Origin of the sequence: Chitinophaga rupis (assembly GCF_900109685.1) — a bacterium.
GTDB classification, from domain to species: Bacteria; Bacteroidota; Bacteroidia; order Chitinophagales; family Chitinophagaceae; genus Chitinophaga; species Chitinophaga rupis.
Genome location: NZ_FOBB01000005.1, coordinates 441,631 through 460,918 on the forward strand (window position 1 = coordinate 441,631; position 19,288 = coordinate 460,918).

The following is a 19,288-nucleotide window of genomic DNA, read 5'->3' on the forward strand; positions in this document are numbered from 1 at the left end:
CAAAAAGGCAGAACGTGGAAGGCTGTGCTACGGGGGAAAGGGGAAAGCATAAAGCCGAAGGTAAAAGGACTTAATGCGGAATGCAGAACACTGAAAGCCCGGAATAGAACATGGAGCGCTTAACGTCAAAACTTTCCAAAGACCAGATAAGCTACAAATTAAGGCCTCCCCGGATGATGCCAGTTAATTTAAATAACAGCACACCGGTAACCAGTCTTACCACCAGATAACCGCCACAAACAACTTGCAACAAGCGCCAGCAGTGTTTTGTCATCAGCACATGCACACAACAAACAAAAGTAAACCCACAATAAAAACACCATCAGCATCCGGTGTTCAACGCATTTGCATATCAAAAGACAAGCCTCAAAAAAACAGAAGCAGCGTTCAGCGTTCGGCCTTCAGCATTCCGCATACTAAAGCAAAACACAATCAGCTTTCTGCTTTATCCTTTCAGCTTTCCGCTTAAAAAAAAGCCGCAGGCAGAAGCCTGCCGGGCTTTTTATATGTGGCTGGTTTGTCGTGCAAAGAATTTATCAGCTAACACTTAATGTGTTCCCGTTAATAGACACCGTCATCTTGGGAAGTGCAGCAGTTGCGGGGCCTGTCTGCACAGCGCCGGTGGTAGTATACCGGCTGCCATGGCCGCAGGGTGCATTACATTCTATCAGGTCGCTGCCAGTGTTAAAGGTAGAAACAGTGCAGCCCTGATGAGTGCAGGTGCTGGACAGGGCAGAGAATGCCGACGGCGTATTGCCTGCTGCAATACGGATCAGGATCACCCCGCCGCCTATTTTAAAATTGCCAGTGTTTAACAGTTCTGTGCTCAGGTCTGCGGTGAGCTTGGCGTTTCCGCCACCGTTATTATTATCCGGCGCATCGGCCATATGTTTTGTACAGGCGGCTAACCCTCCGGCACATGCGAGTGCCATAGCCATACTAAGATGGCTTACAAAGTCCCTTCTTTCCATTTTGGTCGTACGTTTAGTGAAAGAATTAAGCGTGATTGAATAGGAATAAATGTGTTTATATATAGTTACGTGGAGTGATCATAAAAGGTTGCCTGTTGAGCCAGGATATGAGGAGGAGTGCAGCAGCTCCCGCAAATACTCCGGTGCTTCCAGTAAGCGGCTGCCATACCAGGAGAACATTTCCCCATCCACCAGCCGTATTTGTGCGCCGGGCAGCACGGCCTGTATTTCTGCTATATGCTGCTCCTTAAAAGGGTAGGGCTCTGAAGAAAGTAATATTAGCTGCTGTGCCGGGGGCACATCTTTAAAAAGCGTCGTTAACTCCTCCAGCGTAACTGCCGGGTACCGGGGCATATCTGCCAGCACATTCGTTAAACCACATGCAGCCAGCATATGATGAATGAAAGTATCTCCGCCCGCCACCATCCATGGATTACGCCAGATAAAATAAGCAGCATGCAATTCCGTAACCGGTAAGGCTTCATGCAAACCCTTAAACTGTTCCTGGATCTGCATGCTCAATGCCAGTCCCTGTTTTGCATAGCCGGTTATTTCACCCACCCGCCGTATCATTTGCAGGGCCTCATCCAGGGTATGAATATCACTTACCCACACGGGAAATTCCATCTGCAGGGCAGTGATCTGTTCCTGCTGGTTTTCTTCTTTATTGGCGATGATCAGATCGGGCTGTAAGGCCCTTATCTTATCCAGGTCCAGCGTTTTGGTGCCGCCAATGCGCGTTTTATTGCGGAACCACTCTTCCGGGTGTACACAAAACTTCGTGATGCCCACTACTTCTTCCTCCAATCCCAAATGATACAACAGCTCCGTTTGCGATGGCACAACCGATATGATCCGCCGCGGCCGCGCAGGAATGGATACCTCGTTATGCAATTGATCTATGTGAATACGGTAGCCCATGGGAGGATGGAATTACGAATTACGAATTGAGTAGATCGTAGTTTTAAAATTTCGCCTAATTCAAGACAATTCAATACATTGTTTTCAACCACTTCAATCCAGTCATAATTAGTTACAATTTATTTTCGATAACGTTCCCACTAAGGCCGGGCAGGCTATAAATGCTTCATATTTAATAATCAGCTGAATCAACTCCTGATAATCATCCCCTGCATTCCAATTCGTAATTCGTAATTCCATAATTCGTAATTGCCTCAGCTCCCCAGTGCCTGAATAATATCATACTTCGTAACAATATGCCAGCTGCCGCTATCATCCTTCGTTAGCACAGCGCCATTCTCTTTGTTAATATACACCGCCAGCTTTTCAATAGGCGTATCCATGCTCACTTCCGGGAAAGCTGCATGCATCACCTGTTTCACCGGTGCATCTTTCAGGTTTACATCATCCATCAGCTTATTAAATAATCCGCCTTCGGAAATAGCGCCTATAATGTCACCGTTATGCAGTACGGGAATATGCTCTATTTCAAACTTCTTCATTTTGGCAATGGCATCGCTCACTTTCTCTTCGCCGCCAATGGTTACCAGTGGCAGGTTGCGGCGGCCGTTCACCACATCTTTCACGGTTTTTACATCCAGGAAACCGCGCTCCATCATCCACTGATCATTATAGATCTTGCCTACATAACGGCTGCCATGATCGTGGAATACCACCACTACCAGGTCCGTTGGTTTAAGCTGCGCTTTCAGCTGCAGCAGGCCTGCTATGGCAGAACCGGCGGAGTAACCCACAAAAATGCCTTCTTCCTTGGCAATGCGGCGGGCCATAATAGCGCCGTCTTTATCCGTTACTTTTTCAAAGTGATCAATGTACCGCATGTCGTAGTTCTGCGGCACAAAATCCTCGCCAATACCCTCGGTAATGTAAGGATACACTTCGCTCATATCAATTTCACCGGTTTCATGGTATTTTTTCAGCAGGGAGCCATAGCTGTCAATAGCCCATACTTTAATAGCCGGGTTCTTTTCTTTCAGGTATTGTCCTGCGCCGGTTACGGTGCCGCCGGTACCGGTAGCTACCACCAGGTGGGTAACCTTACCATCGGTTTGCTCCCATATTTCCGGGCCGGTTTGCTCATAATGCGCATCCCGGTTAGCCAGGTTATCATATTGGTTTACGTAAAAGGAGTTCGGGATTTCTTTGGATAAGCGCCGGGCCACAGAGTAGTAGGAGCGGGGATCTTCCGGCTCTACATTCGTGGGGCATACGATCACTTCCGCACCCACCGCCTTCAGGATGTCCATTTTTTCTTTGGACTGTTTATCCGTAGTAGTAAAAATACATTTATAGCCTTTTATTACCGCAGCCAGCGCCAGGCCCATACCAGTATTGCCGGAGGTGCCTTCAATAATGGTGCCGCCGGGTTTTAACAGGCCCTGTTGTTCTGCTACCTCCACCATTTTTACCGCCATACGGTCCTTAATGGAGTTGCCGGGGTTAAAAAATTCCACCTTTGCCATTACGGGGCAGGGTAGCGCTGCCGTTACACGGTTTAGTTTAACTAACGGGGTATGACCTATCGTTTCCAGTATGTTGTTACAGAATTGCATAGCGTGATATTAATATTGCAGCGAAAATAAGGGAAAAAATCGGGGCAGGAATAAAGGGCATGGCGCATTAAACAACAATCATCCGTTATCTTTGCGCGTTATGAGTAACCGGATATTCATTACAGGCATAGGCACCGGTGTGGGAAAAACCATTACCGCAGCCTGTGTTACGCAAGCCCTGGGGGCTGATTACTGGAAACCTGTACAAACAGGATTGCTGGAAGGCACGGATACGCAAACCGTGCGTGCGCTGCTGTCCAATACCACCTCTGTATGCCATAAAGAAGTATATTGCCTGCAGGAGCCTGCATCGCCGCACCTGGCCGCGCGGCTGGAAAACGTGACCATTGATCCGGCCCTTATCCTGCAGCAGGCGTCTATTATACAACCGCCTCAGCGCAGCCTGGTAATAGAAGGCGCCGGCGGGTTAATGGTGCCGCTGAATGAGGACGTGTTTACGCTGGACCTCATTCGTCAGCTGCAGGCTAAAGTGATTATTGTGGCGCAGAACTACCTGGGCAGTATTAACCACTCCCTGCTTACCGCCCGGGTACTACAGGCCAGTGATATACCGGTGCTGGGCTGGATCTTCAACGGCGATCATCATTCCAATGAAGAGGATGTTGTGCGCTGGAGCGGTTATCCTAAGCTGGGCCGCATACCGCACGCCACTGTGGTTGATGCTAATTTTATTGCCTTACAGGCCAAACAGCTGATGTTTTAAATAAGCACACACAAAGTAAACCGATTGTTCACTAAAACGGATATACGAAAGCAGTTCCTGGAACGCCGTCTTAACATGCCGGCAGAGGACGCTGCTGCACTTAACCAGCACCTGCTGGAAAACTGTCAAAAGGTGAATTATAGCCGCATTCGCTGGGCGCACATCTTTCTTCCCATAACAGAAAAAAAGGAGGTGAATACCTGGCCCATAGTAACATGGATGCGCCAGGCTTATCCGGCCCTGCAATGGGTGCTGGGCAAGGCTTCCCTGGCCACCGCCGACATGGAGCATTTCCTGTGGGAAGAACATACCCCTCTGGTTAAAAGCCGCTATGGCATACCGGAACCCGCCGGCGGCATACCCGTGGAACCCGGTACGCTGGACCTGGTATTTGTACCGCTGCTGGCCTTTGACCTTACCGGTCATCGCGTAGGTTACGGCAAAGGCATGTACGACCGCTTTCTGAAACAATGCCGGCCGGATGTGCGCACCATCGGCCTTTCCCTGTTTGAGCCGGTAGATGTGATCATGGATGCCGATATCCACGATGTACCGCTGCAAACCGTTATTACACCCGTTACTATCTATCAATTTATTGAAAAACAATGAAAGTACTGCGATACCTGAAATTCCTGCTTTACCCCTTTTCCCTGCTATACGGCCTGGTAATGTGGATACGGAACCGCCTATACGATGCCGGCACCCTTACCGCTGTAAGTTTTGACCTGCCCATTATTGCCGTGGGCAACCTGTCTGTAGGCGGTACCGGTAAAACCCCGCATGTGGAATACCTCATACGCCTGCTGAAAGAACATTTTACCATAGCCACCCTCAGCCGCGGGTATAACCGCCGTTCCAGGGGCTACCAGCTGGCCAGTGAGAACAGCACAGCTGCGCAGCTGGGCGATGAGCCCATGCAATTTCACCAGAAGTTCCCGGATATCAGCGTATGTGTAGGTGAGGAGCGTATGCTGGCCATTCCCCAGCTGTTAGGCGAAAAACCGGAAACCCAGGTCATTCTGCTGGACGATGCCTTTCAGCACCGCTCCATTAAACCTGGCTTCAACATCCTCGTTACTGAATACAACCGCCCCTTTACCCGCGATCATGTGGTGCCTTTTGGCCGCCTGCGTGAGGGGCGTAAAGGTTATGAGCGGGCCAGCTGCATTATTGTATCCAAATGCCCGCCCAATATGGGAGAAACGGAAAAACAGGCCCTGCAGCGGGAAATAAATCCCCTGCCGTACCAGCGCCTTTTCTTTACCAGCCTGCAATACGGGCAGCCCTATGACCTGTTCACCCAGGCGCCTATGCTCATAAGCCCGGATGCTACTTTGCTGCTGGTATGCGGTATTGCCCGCCCGGCCCCCCTGGTACAACATTTAAAAGAGGGTTTTAAAGAGGTGTTCCTGCTGCCTTTCCCGGATCATTATTACTATAGCAATAACGATCTGGAAAAGATAAGCAAAGAGCTGAAAGACTTACCCGGTGCGGAAAAGGTGGTGATCACCACAGAAAAGGATGCCGTGCGCCTGCACCTGTTACAGGAGCGTTTGCAGGAGTTGAACCTGCGCATAGCAGTGATACCTGTGGAAATATCTTTGCTCTTCGGCGAAGGGAATTCATTTAATAATTATATTTTTGACTATATCGTGGGGACTGGAACATCATATATTAGAACTTAATGGGACATGAGATGAATAAAAAGAAAAAACAAAAAAAAGGCAATCACAGTGGCCCGAAGAAGACTTTTCGCGGGATGATTGAAGTGACGCGTTCGGGAATGGCCTTTGTAATAGTAGAAGGATTAACAAAAGATATACTGGTAAAACAGAAGAACCTGAATACCGCGCTGGATGGCGATGAAGTGCTGTTAGATGTGCTTAAAGACCACTCCAATAAGAACAACGGCCGTATGGAAGGCGTGGTAACGGACATCCTTAAACGAAAGAAAACAGAATTTACAGGCACCCTGCAGGTTAACAAAGGCTTTGCCTTCCTGGTACCTGAAAAGGGCGCTTTTTTACCGGATATTTATATACCTGCCAACTCACTGGGCGAAGCCAAAACCGGCGATAAAGCCGTGGTACGCGTAGTAGCCTGGGGCGAAAAGACCCGCAAGCCGGTCGGCGAGATCATAGAAATACTGGATGCCAGCGATACCAACGACCTGGCCATGAAGGAAATACTGGTGGAAAGCGGTTTTCCGTTGTCGTTCCCGGATGAGGTGATAGCCGAGCTGGCAGAGATCAAGGAGAAGATAACGGCCGCGGAAGTACGAAAAAGAAAAGATTTCCGCAAACAGCTCACCTTTACTATTGATCCCGTAGATGCCAAGGACTTTGACGATGCCATTTCCATCCGCAAAATAAAAGGCGGTTATTATGAGATAGGCGTGCACATTGCCGATGTAAGCCATTATGTGCTGCCGGATACTGCGCTGGATAAGGAAGCCGATAAACGCGCTACCTCCGTATATCTGCCGGACCGTGTACTGCCTATGCTGCCGGAAAAGATCTCCAATGAGCTGTGTTCCCTGCGTCCTAATGAGGATAAGCTTACTTTCTCCGCCGTTTTCCAGATGAATGAAAAAGGCGAGATCAAACAGCACTGGCTGGGCCGCACCGTAATCCATTCCGATCATCGCTTTACGTATGAAGAGGTGCAGGAGATCATTGAAGGCAACAGCGAAGGGCCGCATAAAGAAGAAGTGATGCTGCTGAATAAAATAGCCCGCATTCTGCGTAAAGGCCGTTTTGATGAAGGCGCTATTAATTTCTCCTCACAGGAAGTACGCTTTCAGCTGGACCCTGACGGCAAACCTATTGGCATTGTTATTAAAGAAAGCAAGGAAGCGCACCAGCTGATAGAAGAATTTATGCTGCTGGCCAACCGTACGGTGGCGGAGTATGTATCTAAAATAAAGGTCAATAAGCAATCCGTTCCTTTCCCTTACCGTGTGCACGACACGCCCGACGAGGAAAAGCTGCAGGTGTTTTCCATCTTTGCCCGCAAGTTCGGGCACAAGTTTGACCTGGATAACCCGGACCATATTGCCCGTTCTTTTAACAAGATGCTGCAGCTGGCCAAGGGTAAACCGGAGCAGCATGTGCTGGAAACCATCGGCATCCGTACCATGGCCAAAGCCATTTACACACCGGATAACATTGGCCACTATGGGTTAGGATTTGCGCATTACTGCCACTTTACCTCCCCCATACGCCGCTACCCCGATGTGCTGGTGCACCGCGTGCTGGCACAATGCCTGGCAGAAGATATACACCCCGACAAGTACATGGAAAAGAAGTGCCGCCACTGCTCTGAAATGGAACGTAAGGCCATGGAAGCAGAGCGAGCTGCCAACAAATACAAGCAGGTGGAGTACATGCAGCAGTTTATTGGCGATACGTTTGACGGCGTTATCAGCGGTGTGGCGCACTTTGGTTTCTGGGTAGAAACTATTGATACAAAGTGCGAAGGCCTGGTAAGCATTCACAATATGATGGCCCGTGATGAGTTTAAGCATGATGAAAGCGAATATGCCCTGGTAGGCCTGCACACCGGCCGCCGGTTCCGTATAGGCGATAAGGTGAAGATCCGTGTAATGTCGGCTAACCTCACCAAACGCCAGCTGGATTACGACCTGGTAGAAGACCTGGAAGAACAGCAGCCAGCCTCCAGGCCCGGCAACATCGGCAAGCCCAAACGCAAAGAGAAGGAAAAGGAAAGAGGAGAGCGGGTGCAGCAGGGACCAGGTAAAAAACCGAAGCCTAACAAGCCCGGATCCAAACCTAAACCTAAAGCCGCAGATAATAATAATGCCAGCAAACCTGCGAAAGCAAAACCACGGCCCCGTAAAAAGGAATTATAATTTTGCTTTGATCAATATATCCGACTTCAGACTTCATTTTATACCATGCACTCTTTTCAGGAACTTATAGCACAATTTATCCAGCAATTTGATCAGCAACGTTTCCCCGACCAACCTTCTACGCTGTATAACGCAGCCTCCCACATACTGAAAATAGGAGGTAAGCGCATACGTCCGGTATTGGCCCTTATGGGAAATGAGCTGTTTGATACCATTCATGCAGATGCCTGGCAGGTAGGCAACGCCGTAGAGCTGTTCCATAATTTCACCCTCATTCACGATGATATTATGGACAAGGCGCCGCTACGCAGGAACAACCCTACCGTACACACCCTTTATGGCGAACCGGCCGCTATCCTGGCGGGCGATGCCATGCTCATATATGTGTATGAATACCTGAACCGGGTGCAGTCGCGCTACAAACAAAAGATCGTATCCGTATTTAACCGCGCTGCCATACAGGTATGCGAAGGGCAGCAGCTGGATATGGATATGGAAGCTATGGACCCAGCCCAGGTGAAGTATGATGATTATGTAAGCATGATAGCCCTGAAAACGTCTGTACTGCTGGCTGCATCCCTGCAAATGGGCGCTATTATTGGCGGTGGCAGCGAAGGCAACCAGGGCTACTTATATGAATTTGGTAAGAACATAGGTATTGCCTTCCAGATCCAGGACGATTACCTGGATGCTTTTGGCGATCCGGAAAAGTTTGGCAAACAGCAGGGCGGCGATATCCTGGCTAATAAAAAAACCTTCCTGCTGCTGAAAGCATTGGAGCTGTGCAACCCTGCACAGCGTATCCGCCTGCAGCAGCTGTTGGATACTGCCCCGGATGATAAAGTAGCGCAGGTGCTGGAACTCTTCCACGACTGTAGCATTGATAGCTGGGCCGAAAAGGAAAAAGAACGTTTTCAGCAAAAGGCGTTCGACAACCTGGAAAGCATCGCCGTATTATCTTCCCGTAAAAAGCCCCTGATGGAGCTGGCCGATTTCCTTTTAAGCCGCCAGCATTGAGATTTTAGATTTGGGGATTTACGATTTTAGATTTATTGGAGCGATTGGGGGAAATCCCCCAAATCTAAAATCGTAAATCTAAGATCGTAAATCTGATTATATTCGCAGATCACCAAAATTGAACTTGCTTTGTCTAAGTCGTTATTCCGCAGGAAGTCATTATCCACTATACTTAAGGATGCAAGGGAAGGGTTAACAGACGCGCATGGAACAGGATCTCTGCACAGGGTACTAAAAGTAAAAGACCTCACCGCTATGGGTATTGCCGCCGTAATTGGCGCAGGCATCTTCTCCACCATTGGGGAAGCCTCCTTCCATGGTGGTCCGGGCGTATCTGTCCTGTTCATTATCACGGCCATAACCTGCGGTTTCTCTGCCCTTTGTTATGCGGAATTTGCATCGCGTGTGCCGGTATCCGGCAGCGCCTACACTTATTCATATGTAACGTTTGGTGAGCTGGCTGCCTGGGTTATCGGGTGGTCGCTGATCCTGGAATATGCTATTGGAAACATAGCCGTTGCCATTTCATGGAGCGGCTATTTTAATAATTTATTGAGCGGTATCGGTTTGCCGCTGCCCGGGTGGCTGATCAGCAATTACGACAATGCTACCCCGGAAACCCTGGCTGCTGCCCCGCATATCGGCAGCATTCCCGTTATAGTGAACCTGCCGGCTTTCCTGGTGGTGGTGTTCATTACCTGGCTGGCCTATGTGGGCATCCAGGAAAGTAAGCGCAGCGCCAACTTCATGGTGGCATTTAAGATCCTGGTTATTCTTTTTGTGATAGTGCTGGGTGCTTTTTATGTGAATACAGATAACTGGCATCCCTTTATGCCTAACGGTTTTTCCGGTGTGTTAAAAGGCGTGTCCGCGGTGTTCTTTGCCTATATTGGGTTTGATGCCGTAAGCACTACCGCGGAGGAATGTACGAATCCGCAGCGCGATCTGCCCCGGGGCATGTTCTACTCCCTGATCATTTGTACCATATTATACATTCTTATTTCACTGGTGCTGACCGGTATGGTGCCTTTCACTGAGCTGAAGGTATCGGATCCGCTGGCTTTTGTGTTTGACAGGGTGAACCTGAAATGGGTCAGCTATATTATTTCCGTGAGCGCCGTAATTGCCACCACCACCGTTTTGCTGGTATTCCAGATCGGGCAGCCCCGCATCTGGATGAGCATGAGCCGCGACGGCCTGCTGCCAAAGCGTTTCAGCAAAATACATCCGCGCTTTAAAACACCTTCCTTTGCCACCATCATTACCGGCATACTGGTAGGCGTACCGGCCCTGTTCCTGAACCTTACTATTGTAACAGACCTTACCAGCATCGGTACTTTATTCGCCTTCATACTGGTATGCGGCGGCGTATTGCTGCTACCCCGTGAGGAGAGCAATACCCAGCGGTTTCAGCTGCCCTACATTAACGGGCGATGGATCGTGCCGGGGCTCATTGTGCTGTTCATTATCCTATTCCATACCCAGATACAGGAAAAGTGGTCCTTTGCCGGTGGCTGGGATGTTTGGAAGCATAACATACCTTTCTATCTATTTACCATCGTAGCAATCCTGATCACTGTATTCTCATTCCTCCGTAAACTGTCACTGATACCGGTTTTAGGCCTTTTAAGCTGTTTTTATCTCATGACAGAGATGGGCCTCAAGAACTGGATCGTTTTCGCTATCTGGCTCCTCACTGGCCTGGTGATCTATTTCAGCTACAGCTACCGTAATAGTAAGCTCAGCACGGCTGAAGCATAGCGGAAAGCAGAAAGCGCAAAGCATAAAGCATAAGGCACAATGGCTTGGCCTTCATCCGCTTCTTCCTTGCAGATCCAAACGACGGACCTTTGCCCGGCGCCACACGCTTGATAAAGCTCCATAGCACACCAACGCCGGTATGCTTCCTCATGCCTCATCATCATCCAAACAGGCGGGCGCAGTCTGGAGTTGGAGCTGTAAGGATGAAACGCCAATCAATCAAACCAGAACAAAGATACCCGCCCAACCGCCAAGCCTGTCCTGAATGCGCTCCTTTTTTCGTAACTTCAGTACAGTAGTTCTTTGATCCTAAAACTGAATGTTATGAATCTGCTACAGAAAATTGAGATCTGGGGCGACAGGCACCATCCCAAGTGGCTGGATGCTGTACGCATTGGCTTAGGCATTTTCCTGTTCTGGATGGGCGTTCTGTTTGTGCAAAACCGCGATGCACTAACCGCCCTGATCAACGAAAATCCAACATTAACAGTCGTATCCTTCTGGCTGGCGCATTACATCGTGTTTGCCCACCTGGCCGGCGGCGTGCTCATTATGTTGGGATCGTTAACCAGACTGGCAGTATTAGTGAACATACCGGTGTTAATAGGAGCCGTGTTCTTTGTACATTCCCCTACAGGGCTGTTTGCAGTACACAGCATTCCCGGCATTTCCATTGTAGTCCTGTTATTGCTGGTCTTTTTCCTGATAGAAGGCAGCGGCCCTCTTTCCGTGGATGAATATATGCGGAGGCACCCCGCCTGACATATAGGAAATCCGATTTTAGATTTACGATTTTACCATTTAGATTTGAGGTTCGGATAAAGAGAATGTAAACTTCAAATGTAAAAGCGCAGCACGGTCAAAGTGTAGTCAACTTTTACGTTTTACATTCTCCCAAAGCATCGTAATCTAAATTGTCAGGGGAGAGAATGCAATCATGAAATATGAAATAGGCGATAAGATCATCTTACTCCATTCAAAGGAGGAGGGCACCGTAGTGGATATTGTGAACCGGGAAATGGTAATGGTGGAAGTTGGTAAGACCACTTTCCCCGTATACCTTGACCAGATAGACTTCCCATACTTTTACCGTTTTACGGAAAAGAAGCTGCCTGCAGCAGCGCCCCGCAAGGTACCCGGTGACGAGCTCCCCGTAGAAAAGAAAAAGCACGAAACTTTCAAAACAGATAAAGGCATGTTCCTTTCCATACTGCCGGTATACCAGGCAGATGGTTATGAGGAAAATATACAGCTGCTGAAGTTCCATTTACTTAATGAAACCCAGCGCAGCTACACCTTACACTTCCGCGTGTGGCTTAAACAACAGCTGGACCTGGAAATTAAGAATGATCTGCAGCCCTTCAGCCACTTTTACCTGTCGGACCTGTTATTTGAATCTTTGAACGACAGCCCGCGTTTTGAATTTACTTTTTACCCAAGAGAGAAAGACCCAAAGCTGGCGCCTTCATTCAATAAGGTCTGGAAAATAAAGCCTAAGCAATTATTCCAGCAGCTCAATGAGCTGCATATACGCCGGGATGCCATGCTGAGCTTCCCGCTGTTTGAGAAGTACCCCGACAAACAACCCGATACCCGTTACGGTTTTGAAGCGGAGGATATCAGCAAATTATCGCCCTTATACAGTAAGATACAGCTGGCGCCCGATGCGCCCCTGGAGCCAAAATATGAAGTAGATCTGCATATAGAAAAGCTCATTGATGAGTGGCGGGGCTTAAGCAATATAGCCATCCTGGCCATTCAGTTAAATGAATTTCAGCGTTATCTTGACCTGGCCATTGCGCATAAACAACCAAGCATGATCGTGATACATGGCCTGGGCAAAGGAAAGCTGCGCGATGAAATTCATCAGCTGCTGCGGCAAACCCCGGAAGTAGGCAATTTTGTGAACGAGTACCATCCCCGGTACGGATATGGGGCCACGGAGATATCCTTTAAATATTAGTAACTTTAACGCGAATAACGTAAACTACAAACCGTGCTATCGTCTTTCCCGTTAAACGGAAGGAAGGAAAGTCCGGACAGCATAGGGCAACGCACCACCTAACGGGTGGGATCCCGGCGCAGGCCGGGATACAGACAGTGCCACAGAAAATAACCGCCACGGCTTGCCGGGGTAAGGGTGAAAATGTGGGGTAAGAGCCCACGTTCTGATATGGCAACATGTTGGAAGGGTAAACCTTGCGTGCTGAAATGCCATGTATACGGTCGTTTGAGGGCTGCCCGCCCGATGACCGAGGGTAGGCAGATACAGGTAACGCGTGAGCGTTATCGCAGATAAATGATAGCAGTTCCGGTGCAAACCGGGAAACAGAATCCGGCTTACAGGTTTGTAGTTTTATGTTATTTGTTTGTACCTATACCGCAGCAACCAAACTAAAACGCATATACTTTTATGGATCAGAATCAAGAAAGAACCTGGGGCGCCCTGGTACACCTGGGCGGACTAATAGGGATGTTCATCTTATCGTTTGTAGGAAATATTATAGGAGCCCTGGTAATGTGGCTCATTAAACGCAATGAATCCGCCTTCATTGACGATCAGGGTAAGGAAGCCCTTAACTTCCAGATCACTTTAAGCCTGGTAAATGTGGCCATTGGCCTGCTGATCAGCCTGCGGCACGGCATCTGGGCTTTCCGTTCCATCTGGCGCGATCATGATTTTGACGGCTGGCATGGCTTTGGTTCCGCCATCAGCTTATACGGCATTGTATCACTCCTGAATATCATTTTCTCTATTATTGCAGCCGTACGCGCCAATAAAGGCATCCGCTACCGTTACCCGCTTTGCCTGAGAATAGTGAAGTAGTTTAGTCCATGGTCTATGGTCGATGGTCCATAGACTTTTGCGCAGATACTAGTATAAACGAGAAGCGCTAAATGAGGTGAATTGATCACTACATTTAGCGCTTCTCGTTTTATATATCTTTTCGTTCTATGCTATGGACTATGGACCATCGGCCATGGACTCCAAAAATCACCCCTTCTTCACCGGCTGTAACTTAGGCTTGCCCTTCTTTTTATCTCCATTCACCATGCTGTCTGCCAGCTGCAGGGCATTGTAAGCATTCACAATACCACCGGTTACAGACAGGCTGCTGAACGGTACTTTTTCTTCTGTACCGGGTTTGGTTACCATGCTGTCTGTTAAAGGCGATACGCTTTTTTCCAGCACCATTTTCAGCTGCTGCGCAGTCAGGCTGGGGTAGTAGGAGAGTACCAGGGCTGCTACACCGGTTACTACCGGGGCGGCCATGCTGGTACCGCTGGCGCTGCCGTACTTGTTACCACCGGGTACAGTAGAGTAGATCTGCACACCGGGTGCAAACAGGTCTACCTCTGTTTTGCCGTAGTTGGAGAAATTAGCCACTTTGGAAGTGCGGCGTCCGGCGCCGGAAGCGCCTACCGTGATCACGTTGGTAGCCCGGCTATGATCGTTATAATGTGCGCTGGGGAAGTTATCCACCACATCATTATCACTGGCATCATTACCTGCTGCATGTATCAGCAATACGCCTTTTGATTCGGCATATTTAATAGCATCATCTACCCAGTCCTTATTAGGGGAAAATCCTTTACCAAAGCTCATGTTAATAACCTTGGCGCCATTGTCCACCGCATAACGGATGCCCAGGGCCACATCCTTATCACGCTCATCACCGTCCGGTACCACTTTTACTGCCATAATGCGTACGTTATCCGCTACACCGTCAATACCTACGTTGTTATTGCGGGCAGCTGCAATAATGCCGGATACGTGGGTGCCGTGGAAGGCAAATTCGCCCATTACATCATTATTGCCGTAGTATTTGTCGTTAATATCGTCTGTATTATCGCCTACAATTTCCTTGCGTTTATCTACTTCGCCCTCGTCTGCTCTTTCAGCTTTCTTCTTCAGATCGTCAATATACTCTTCAAATTCTGATTTAAAGTCCAGGTAGGCTACGTTCTGCTCGCCGGTGCTTTGCAGCAGGCGGGTCATAAAGTTCTTAGCCACCATTACATCCTGGTCAGTAGTTTCTATACTATCCAGGCGCGGACCGTTAAAGTCATCCTGTTTCAGGTAAGTGGTCAGGATGTTGGCGCACTTCAGCATGTTATCATGCAGCTTGGTCATGGTGCGGTAAGAGGCTTTATACTGGCTGGTAGGTTTTACAACCTTCTCCACCAGCTTTTGCCAGTAGGCATATTCCCGGGAGCTGCGATCCATGGTAGAATCCGGGTTGCCGTAAATGCGGCGGTAACGCAGGTATTCGCGGGTAGCTTCATCAGAGGCTTCCTTTACGCTGCGGCCGTCTTTACCGCCCAGGAAGTTCCAGCCGTGAATATCATCCACATAACCATTACCATCATCATCTATGTTGTTACCGGGAATTTCCTTTGGGTTGGTCCAAAGGATGGATTTAAGGTCCTCATGGGTAGTATCAATGCCTGAATCTATTACGGCTACTACTACCGGTGTGCTCTTTTTGCCTTTTAATAGCTCTTTGTAAGCTTTTTCTGCGCCTATTCCCAACACACTGTCCTTGTCATAGCTTAATAAGTGCCAGTTCCTGGGAATTGATGTGCCTTGTGCAAATGTGCTGATCGAGGCTGTCATTAGCACAACACTTCCCGCCAGTACGGCCACTGCTCTGCGTACAATCATTTAAATTTTATTTTAAGTCAGATGGAACCTGGTATTATAAACAGGTTCTCAATGAAAAACACTTGTAATATAATACAGGTAAATAAACGTCTTATCATAAACAATTTAAATACCATATTTGGTTAAAGATATGTAAAATGGAATTACTACAAGACAACATTCTGACGAGCGTTCAAAAAAGCTGATCACTGACAAGCGAATTGCAACCGCGCTTTTTAATTGCAAAAATTCTTGCTTTTTTTTCCATATCAGCATTGTTGAAACTCATTCAATACCTCAGATAAATATCGGCAAGCAGTTAATAACCAATATATTAAAAAAAAGAAAGGGCTCTGCCTGCTTATTTGATATTAAATGCGAAGTGAAAAAATAGGACTTTTAGAACCCACAAGGAAGGATTATAGCACAAAAGTAGAATATGAATTGTCGGAAAAAAGTATAATATTTATTGCTAGAAGAATGTTTGAAAGCCATCTCAGGCTGACAGACGTTTTTCTCATAAGCATGGTTTCCGTTTAACGAAAAAGCGAGGTTCTCTAACCTCGCTTCTTTTTTTTATAGTCATATATACAAAGGGAAAAAATCAAACATCTAAAACGCCCAGGATCACTACTTTATTGTTGAGTTTGCACTATTGTTATTAAGCGGCTTACAAAAATTAAAATATTATATATATTATTTAGTTTAATGCAATTGCAGTTTTGTTGCAAAGCAGCCTATCGCTGGAAGAAAGGCATTTTGTTCCCGTATAGGGCTCTCCGGTAGAGCCTTGCAGGAAGCAGAGAGCTGAGTTCTTAAGCATGCCTCCAGCAGCTTCGGATTCAACTTCAACCGGTATAATCTTGCCGGTAGTACCTCCCTAAAAAGCCTGGCGCCGGAGCCATGTGTTTCGCACACATAACTCCGGCGCCAGGCCATTAAAAAACATATCATTACAGGTCAAAAGAAATACCCTGTGCCAGCGGCAAACTGTTGGAATAGTTGATCGTATTGGTTTGGCGGCGCATGTAGTTCTTCCACGCATCGGAGCCGCTTTCGCGCCCGCCGCCGGTTTCCTTTTCACCGCCAAAGGCGCCGCCTATTTCCGCACCCGAAGTACCAATATTTACATTGGCAATGCCACAATCGGAGCCTGCGCTGGAAAGGAACTGTTCCGCCTCCCGCAGGTTCAGCGTCATAATAGCAGAGGAAAGCCCCTGTGGTACGCCATTCTGTATGTCAATAGCTTCTGCCAGGGTTTTGTATTTGATCACGTATAATATAGGCGCAAACGTTTCATGCTGCACAATGTCAAAATAGTTCTGTACTTCAGCAATGCAGGGCTGTACATAACAGCCGGATTCAAAACCCTTTCCTTCCAGCACGCGGCCTTCTACCAGGAAACGGCCGCCCTGCTTTGTTACCTGTTCCAGGGCCTGCTGGTAGGCCTGCACGGCCTGTTTATCTATCAGTGGGCCTACGTGATTATTTTCATTTAACGGGTCGCCTATACGAAGCTGTTTGTAGGCATTCACCAGCTTTTGTGTAAAAGCATCATACACACTTTCATGGATAATGAGGCGGCGGGTAGAGGTACAGCGTTGTCCGGCAGTACCTACGGCGCCAAACACACATCCTATGAGCGACATATCCAGGTCGGCTGCCTCAGAGATAATAATGGCATTGTTGCCACCCAGCTCCAGCAAAGCCCTGCCTAAACGGGCGCCTACTGCGCTGCCCACGGCCTTACCCATGCGGGTAGACCCTGTGGCGGATACCAGTGGTATACGGGTGTCATGTGTTAACCATTCACCCACCTCACGGCCACCGGTTACCAGGTTGCAAACCCCTTCCGGTACCTGGTTGGCGGCAAATACGCTTTGTACAATATGCTGGCATACCAATGCGGTAACCGGTGTTTTTTCAGATGGCTTCCAGATGCATACATCGCCGCATACCCAGGCCAGCATGGCATTCCAGCTCCATACTGCTACCGGGAAGTTAAAGGCGGATATAATGCCTACCACCCCCAGCGGATGCCACTGCTCATACATACGGTGGCCCGGCCTTTCAGAGTGCATGGCAAGACCGTAGAGCTGCCGGGAAAGGCCCACGGCAAAATCACAGATGTCTATCATTTCCTGTACCTCGCCATAACCTTCCTGCAGGCTTTTACCCATTTCATAGGACACCAGCTTACCCAGCGATGTTTTATGTGTGCGCAGCGCTTCACCTATCTGCCGCACCACCTCGCCACGTTTGGGCGCGGGCCACTGGCGCCATTCTTTAAAAGCCTCTTCTGCAGCGGCTACCACCGCATCAAACTCCGCTTTGCTGCCGCTTTGCACCTGGGCTATTTCCTTTCCATCAACCGGGGAAAAGGAGCTGAGCACCTCACCTTCGCCTTTCAGCCAGTGTTTACCGGTGCTTACCCCGCTATGCCGGGCCGGTATATTAAATTCTTTCAGGATATCTGCTATCATGGGTTGCAATTTAATGATTATTTAGTCCATGGTCCATAGTCGATGGTCCATAGCATGTTGCACAGTTTCCTGTGCTCCAGTGATATTACTTGTAAAGCTACCTTACGTTCAAGGCCATGGACCATCGACTATGGACCATGGACTCAACTATCTCCCCGTTTGCGAACTATACGTACTCTCAAAGATCTTATCCGCATTACCGGCTTCAAAACCATCCCGGCGGTGTTCCCGCTTTACCTGGTCTGTGGGCAGGTGTGCGAATTGGGGTAGTACCTTTCTTTCTGCAAACTCCACATAAGAGCCGGCAATGGGGTGCGTTTCATTATTGGCAAATGTGGCGGTGATCATATTGGCTACCGTAGCGCTTTGCAGCAGGCCGCCATCAGGGCTTACCTTCATTTTGCCGCCGGCATTGTTCAGGGTAAAACCTTTACGCTCCAGGAAAGCATTAAACTCGGGAATGGTATTATAACCCGGGGGCAGGTTATGTACGCTGATAGTAAAGTGGTTCAGGTAATAACGGTTGTAAATGACCCAGGCGGCATACTCGCTTTCAGCTGCCAGCAGCTTATAATCCTCCAGGGTAGGCAGGCGCCATAAGCCACTGTGCAGGAAACTATCTACTGCACTGGCATCGTCCAGGTTCAGGGCATCTACGGGATCGGATTTAACTTCATTAGTGTAGCTCCGGATAAGCTCCTGTGCCTTCGGGCTCAGGTCCTGCACGCGCAGCTCACTGATAAAAATGCGGGGAAAATGAGGTGCAGGCGGTGCGTACCAGAAAGCATCCAGCTTTTTCTCGGGGAAGTGGTAGGCGCTTTTTTTCGTGTAGCCGTAATGCAGGAAGATCTTTTCCAGGGATTGTATGCCCAGCTGCGGCACGCCCATGGTCCGGAATGCAATATGGTCATTTTCCACATCTTCCGGCTTTGCAATAATACCTTCCTGTATCATGGCTTGTATAATGGCCTTTACATCGGGCACCCGCTCCATGTAGCGCTGCATAAGGCCGCTGAGTACTTGCTCTAGCATAGCGTGTTCAATTACGAATTATTCAATTACGAATTACGAATTGCCTGCGTTTTGTTGAAGAGCAGTTTTTTCATTCGTGGCTTGTAATTGATAACTCTGTTTTGGTGTATTAAATAAACAATTTATTATAGATCGCTTTTCGTTCTAATCAATTTATAATATTAAAACTATTTCGTCATCCGTACCCATTCAATCCTCCATAATTAACAACCTTCAATCCCTTCGTAATTACCCATATCATAATTACTCC

The 19,288-nt window shown here is 48.4% G+C and carries 15 protein-coding genes and 1 other RNA gene; 10 read left to right on the forward strand and 6 right to left on the reverse strand.

Annotated features, from left to right (window positions below):
* Positions 1-536 precede the first annotated feature (536 nt).
* The 3 genes from BMZ54_RS21180 to BMZ54_RS21190 form a co-directional block, all read right to left on the reverse strand.
* The gene (locus tag BMZ54_RS21180) at positions 537-971 is read right to left on the reverse strand and encodes a QcrA and Rieske domain-containing protein (RefSeq protein WP_089916975.1); all 435 of its coding nucleotides are present in this window, start codon (positions 969-971) and stop codon (positions 537-539) included.
* A gap of 78 nt (positions 972-1,049) precedes the next feature.
* Positions 1,050-1,892: a helical backbone metal receptor gene (locus tag BMZ54_RS21185; protein ID WP_089916978.1), complete on the reverse strand. Its 843-nt coding sequence runs from the start codon at positions 1,890-1,892 to the stop codon at positions 1,050-1,052.
* 254 nt (positions 1,893-2,146) lie between these two features.
* Positions 2,147-3,505 carry a pyridoxal-phosphate dependent enzyme gene (locus BMZ54_RS21190; protein ID WP_089916982.1) on the reverse strand — a complete coding sequence of 453 codons (1,359 nt, stop codon included), beginning with the start codon at positions 3,503-3,505 and terminating at the stop codon, positions 2,147-2,149.
* A gap of 100 nt (positions 3,506-3,605) precedes the next feature.
* Between BMZ54_RS21190 and bioD the strand changes: the two genes are divergently transcribed.
* From bioD to BMZ54_RS21240, 10 genes are all read left to right on the forward strand, one after another.
* Positions 3,606-4,229 carry a dethiobiotin synthase gene (gene bioD / locus BMZ54_RS21195; RefSeq protein ID WP_089916988.1) on the forward strand — a complete coding sequence of 208 codons (624 nt, stop codon included), beginning with the start codon at positions 3,606-3,608 and terminating at the stop codon, positions 4,227-4,229.
* Positions 4,230-4,253: 24 nt separating this feature from the next.
* Complete coding sequence (locus BMZ54_RS21200; RefSeq protein ID WP_089916991.1) at positions 4,254-4,838, forward strand: 5-formyltetrahydrofolate cyclo-ligase; 585 nt, start codon at positions 4,254-4,256, stop codon at positions 4,836-4,838.
* Positions 4,835-5,914 carry a tetraacyldisaccharide 4'-kinase gene (gene lpxK / locus BMZ54_RS21205; protein ID WP_089916993.1) on the forward strand — a complete coding sequence of 360 codons (1,080 nt, stop codon included), beginning with the start codon at positions 4,835-4,837 and terminating at the stop codon, positions 5,912-5,914. Before BMZ54_RS21200 ends, lpxK begins: the two co-directional genes overlap by 4 nt.
* Positions 5,915-5,925: 11 nt before the next feature.
* Entirely contained in the window at positions 5,926-8,100 is a 2,175-nt protein-coding gene (rnr, locus tag BMZ54_RS21210; protein WP_238386640.1) for a ribonuclease R, read from the forward strand.
* A gap of 45 nt (positions 8,101-8,145) precedes the next feature.
* The gene (locus BMZ54_RS21215; RefSeq protein WP_089916996.1) at positions 8,146-9,117 is read left to right on the forward strand and encodes a polyprenyl synthetase family protein; all 972 of its coding nucleotides are present in this window, start codon (positions 8,146-8,148) and stop codon (positions 9,115-9,117) included.
* A gap of 129 nt (positions 9,118-9,246) precedes the next feature.
* Positions 9,247-10,878, forward strand: a complete 1,632-nt coding sequence (locus BMZ54_RS21220) for an amino acid permease (protein ID WP_089916999.1) — start codon at positions 9,247-9,249, stop codon at positions 10,876-10,878.
* A gap of 324 nt (positions 10,879-11,202) precedes the next feature.
* Entirely contained in the window at positions 11,203-11,640 is a 438-nt protein-coding gene (locus BMZ54_RS21225) for a DoxX family protein (RefSeq protein ID WP_089917003.1), read from the forward strand.
* Between the two features lie 175 nt (positions 11,641-11,815).
* A complete protein-coding gene (locus BMZ54_RS21230; protein ID WP_089917006.1) occupies positions 11,816-12,841 on the forward strand; it encodes a Smr/MutS family protein in 1,026 nt (341 codons plus the stop codon).
* Positions 12,842-12,864: 23 nt separating this feature from the next.
* An RNA gene (gene rnpB / locus BMZ54_RS21235) (RNase P RNA component class A) lies at positions 12,865-13,237 on the forward strand.
* Between the two features lie 54 nt (positions 13,238-13,291).
* The gene (locus BMZ54_RS21240) at positions 13,292-13,705 is read left to right on the forward strand and encodes a DUF4870 domain-containing protein (RefSeq protein ID WP_089917011.1); all 414 of its coding nucleotides are present in this window, start codon (positions 13,292-13,294) and stop codon (positions 13,703-13,705) included.
* A gap of 168 nt (positions 13,706-13,873) precedes the next feature.
* Here the strand turns inward: BMZ54_RS21240 and BMZ54_RS21245 are convergent, their stop codons facing one another.
* The 3 genes from BMZ54_RS21245 to BMZ54_RS21255 form a co-directional block, all read right to left on the reverse strand.
* Positions 13,874-15,544, reverse strand: coding sequence for a S8 family peptidase (locus BMZ54_RS21245; protein WP_089917013.1), 1,671 nt, complete (start codon positions 15,542-15,544; stop codon positions 13,874-13,876).
* Positions 15,545-16,476: 932 nt separating this feature from the next.
* A complete protein-coding gene (gene amaB, locus BMZ54_RS21250) occupies positions 16,477-18,006 on the reverse strand; it encodes an L-piperidine-6-carboxylate dehydrogenase (protein ID WP_089917016.1) in 1,530 nt (509 codons plus the stop codon).
* Positions 18,007-18,153: 147 nt separating this feature from the next.
* On the reverse strand, positions 18,154-19,038 hold the full coding sequence (locus BMZ54_RS21255; protein WP_089917021.1) for a DUF1338 domain-containing protein: 885 nt from the start codon (positions 19,036-19,038) through the stop codon (positions 18,154-18,156).
* Between the last annotated feature and the right edge of the window lie 250 nt (positions 19,039-19,288).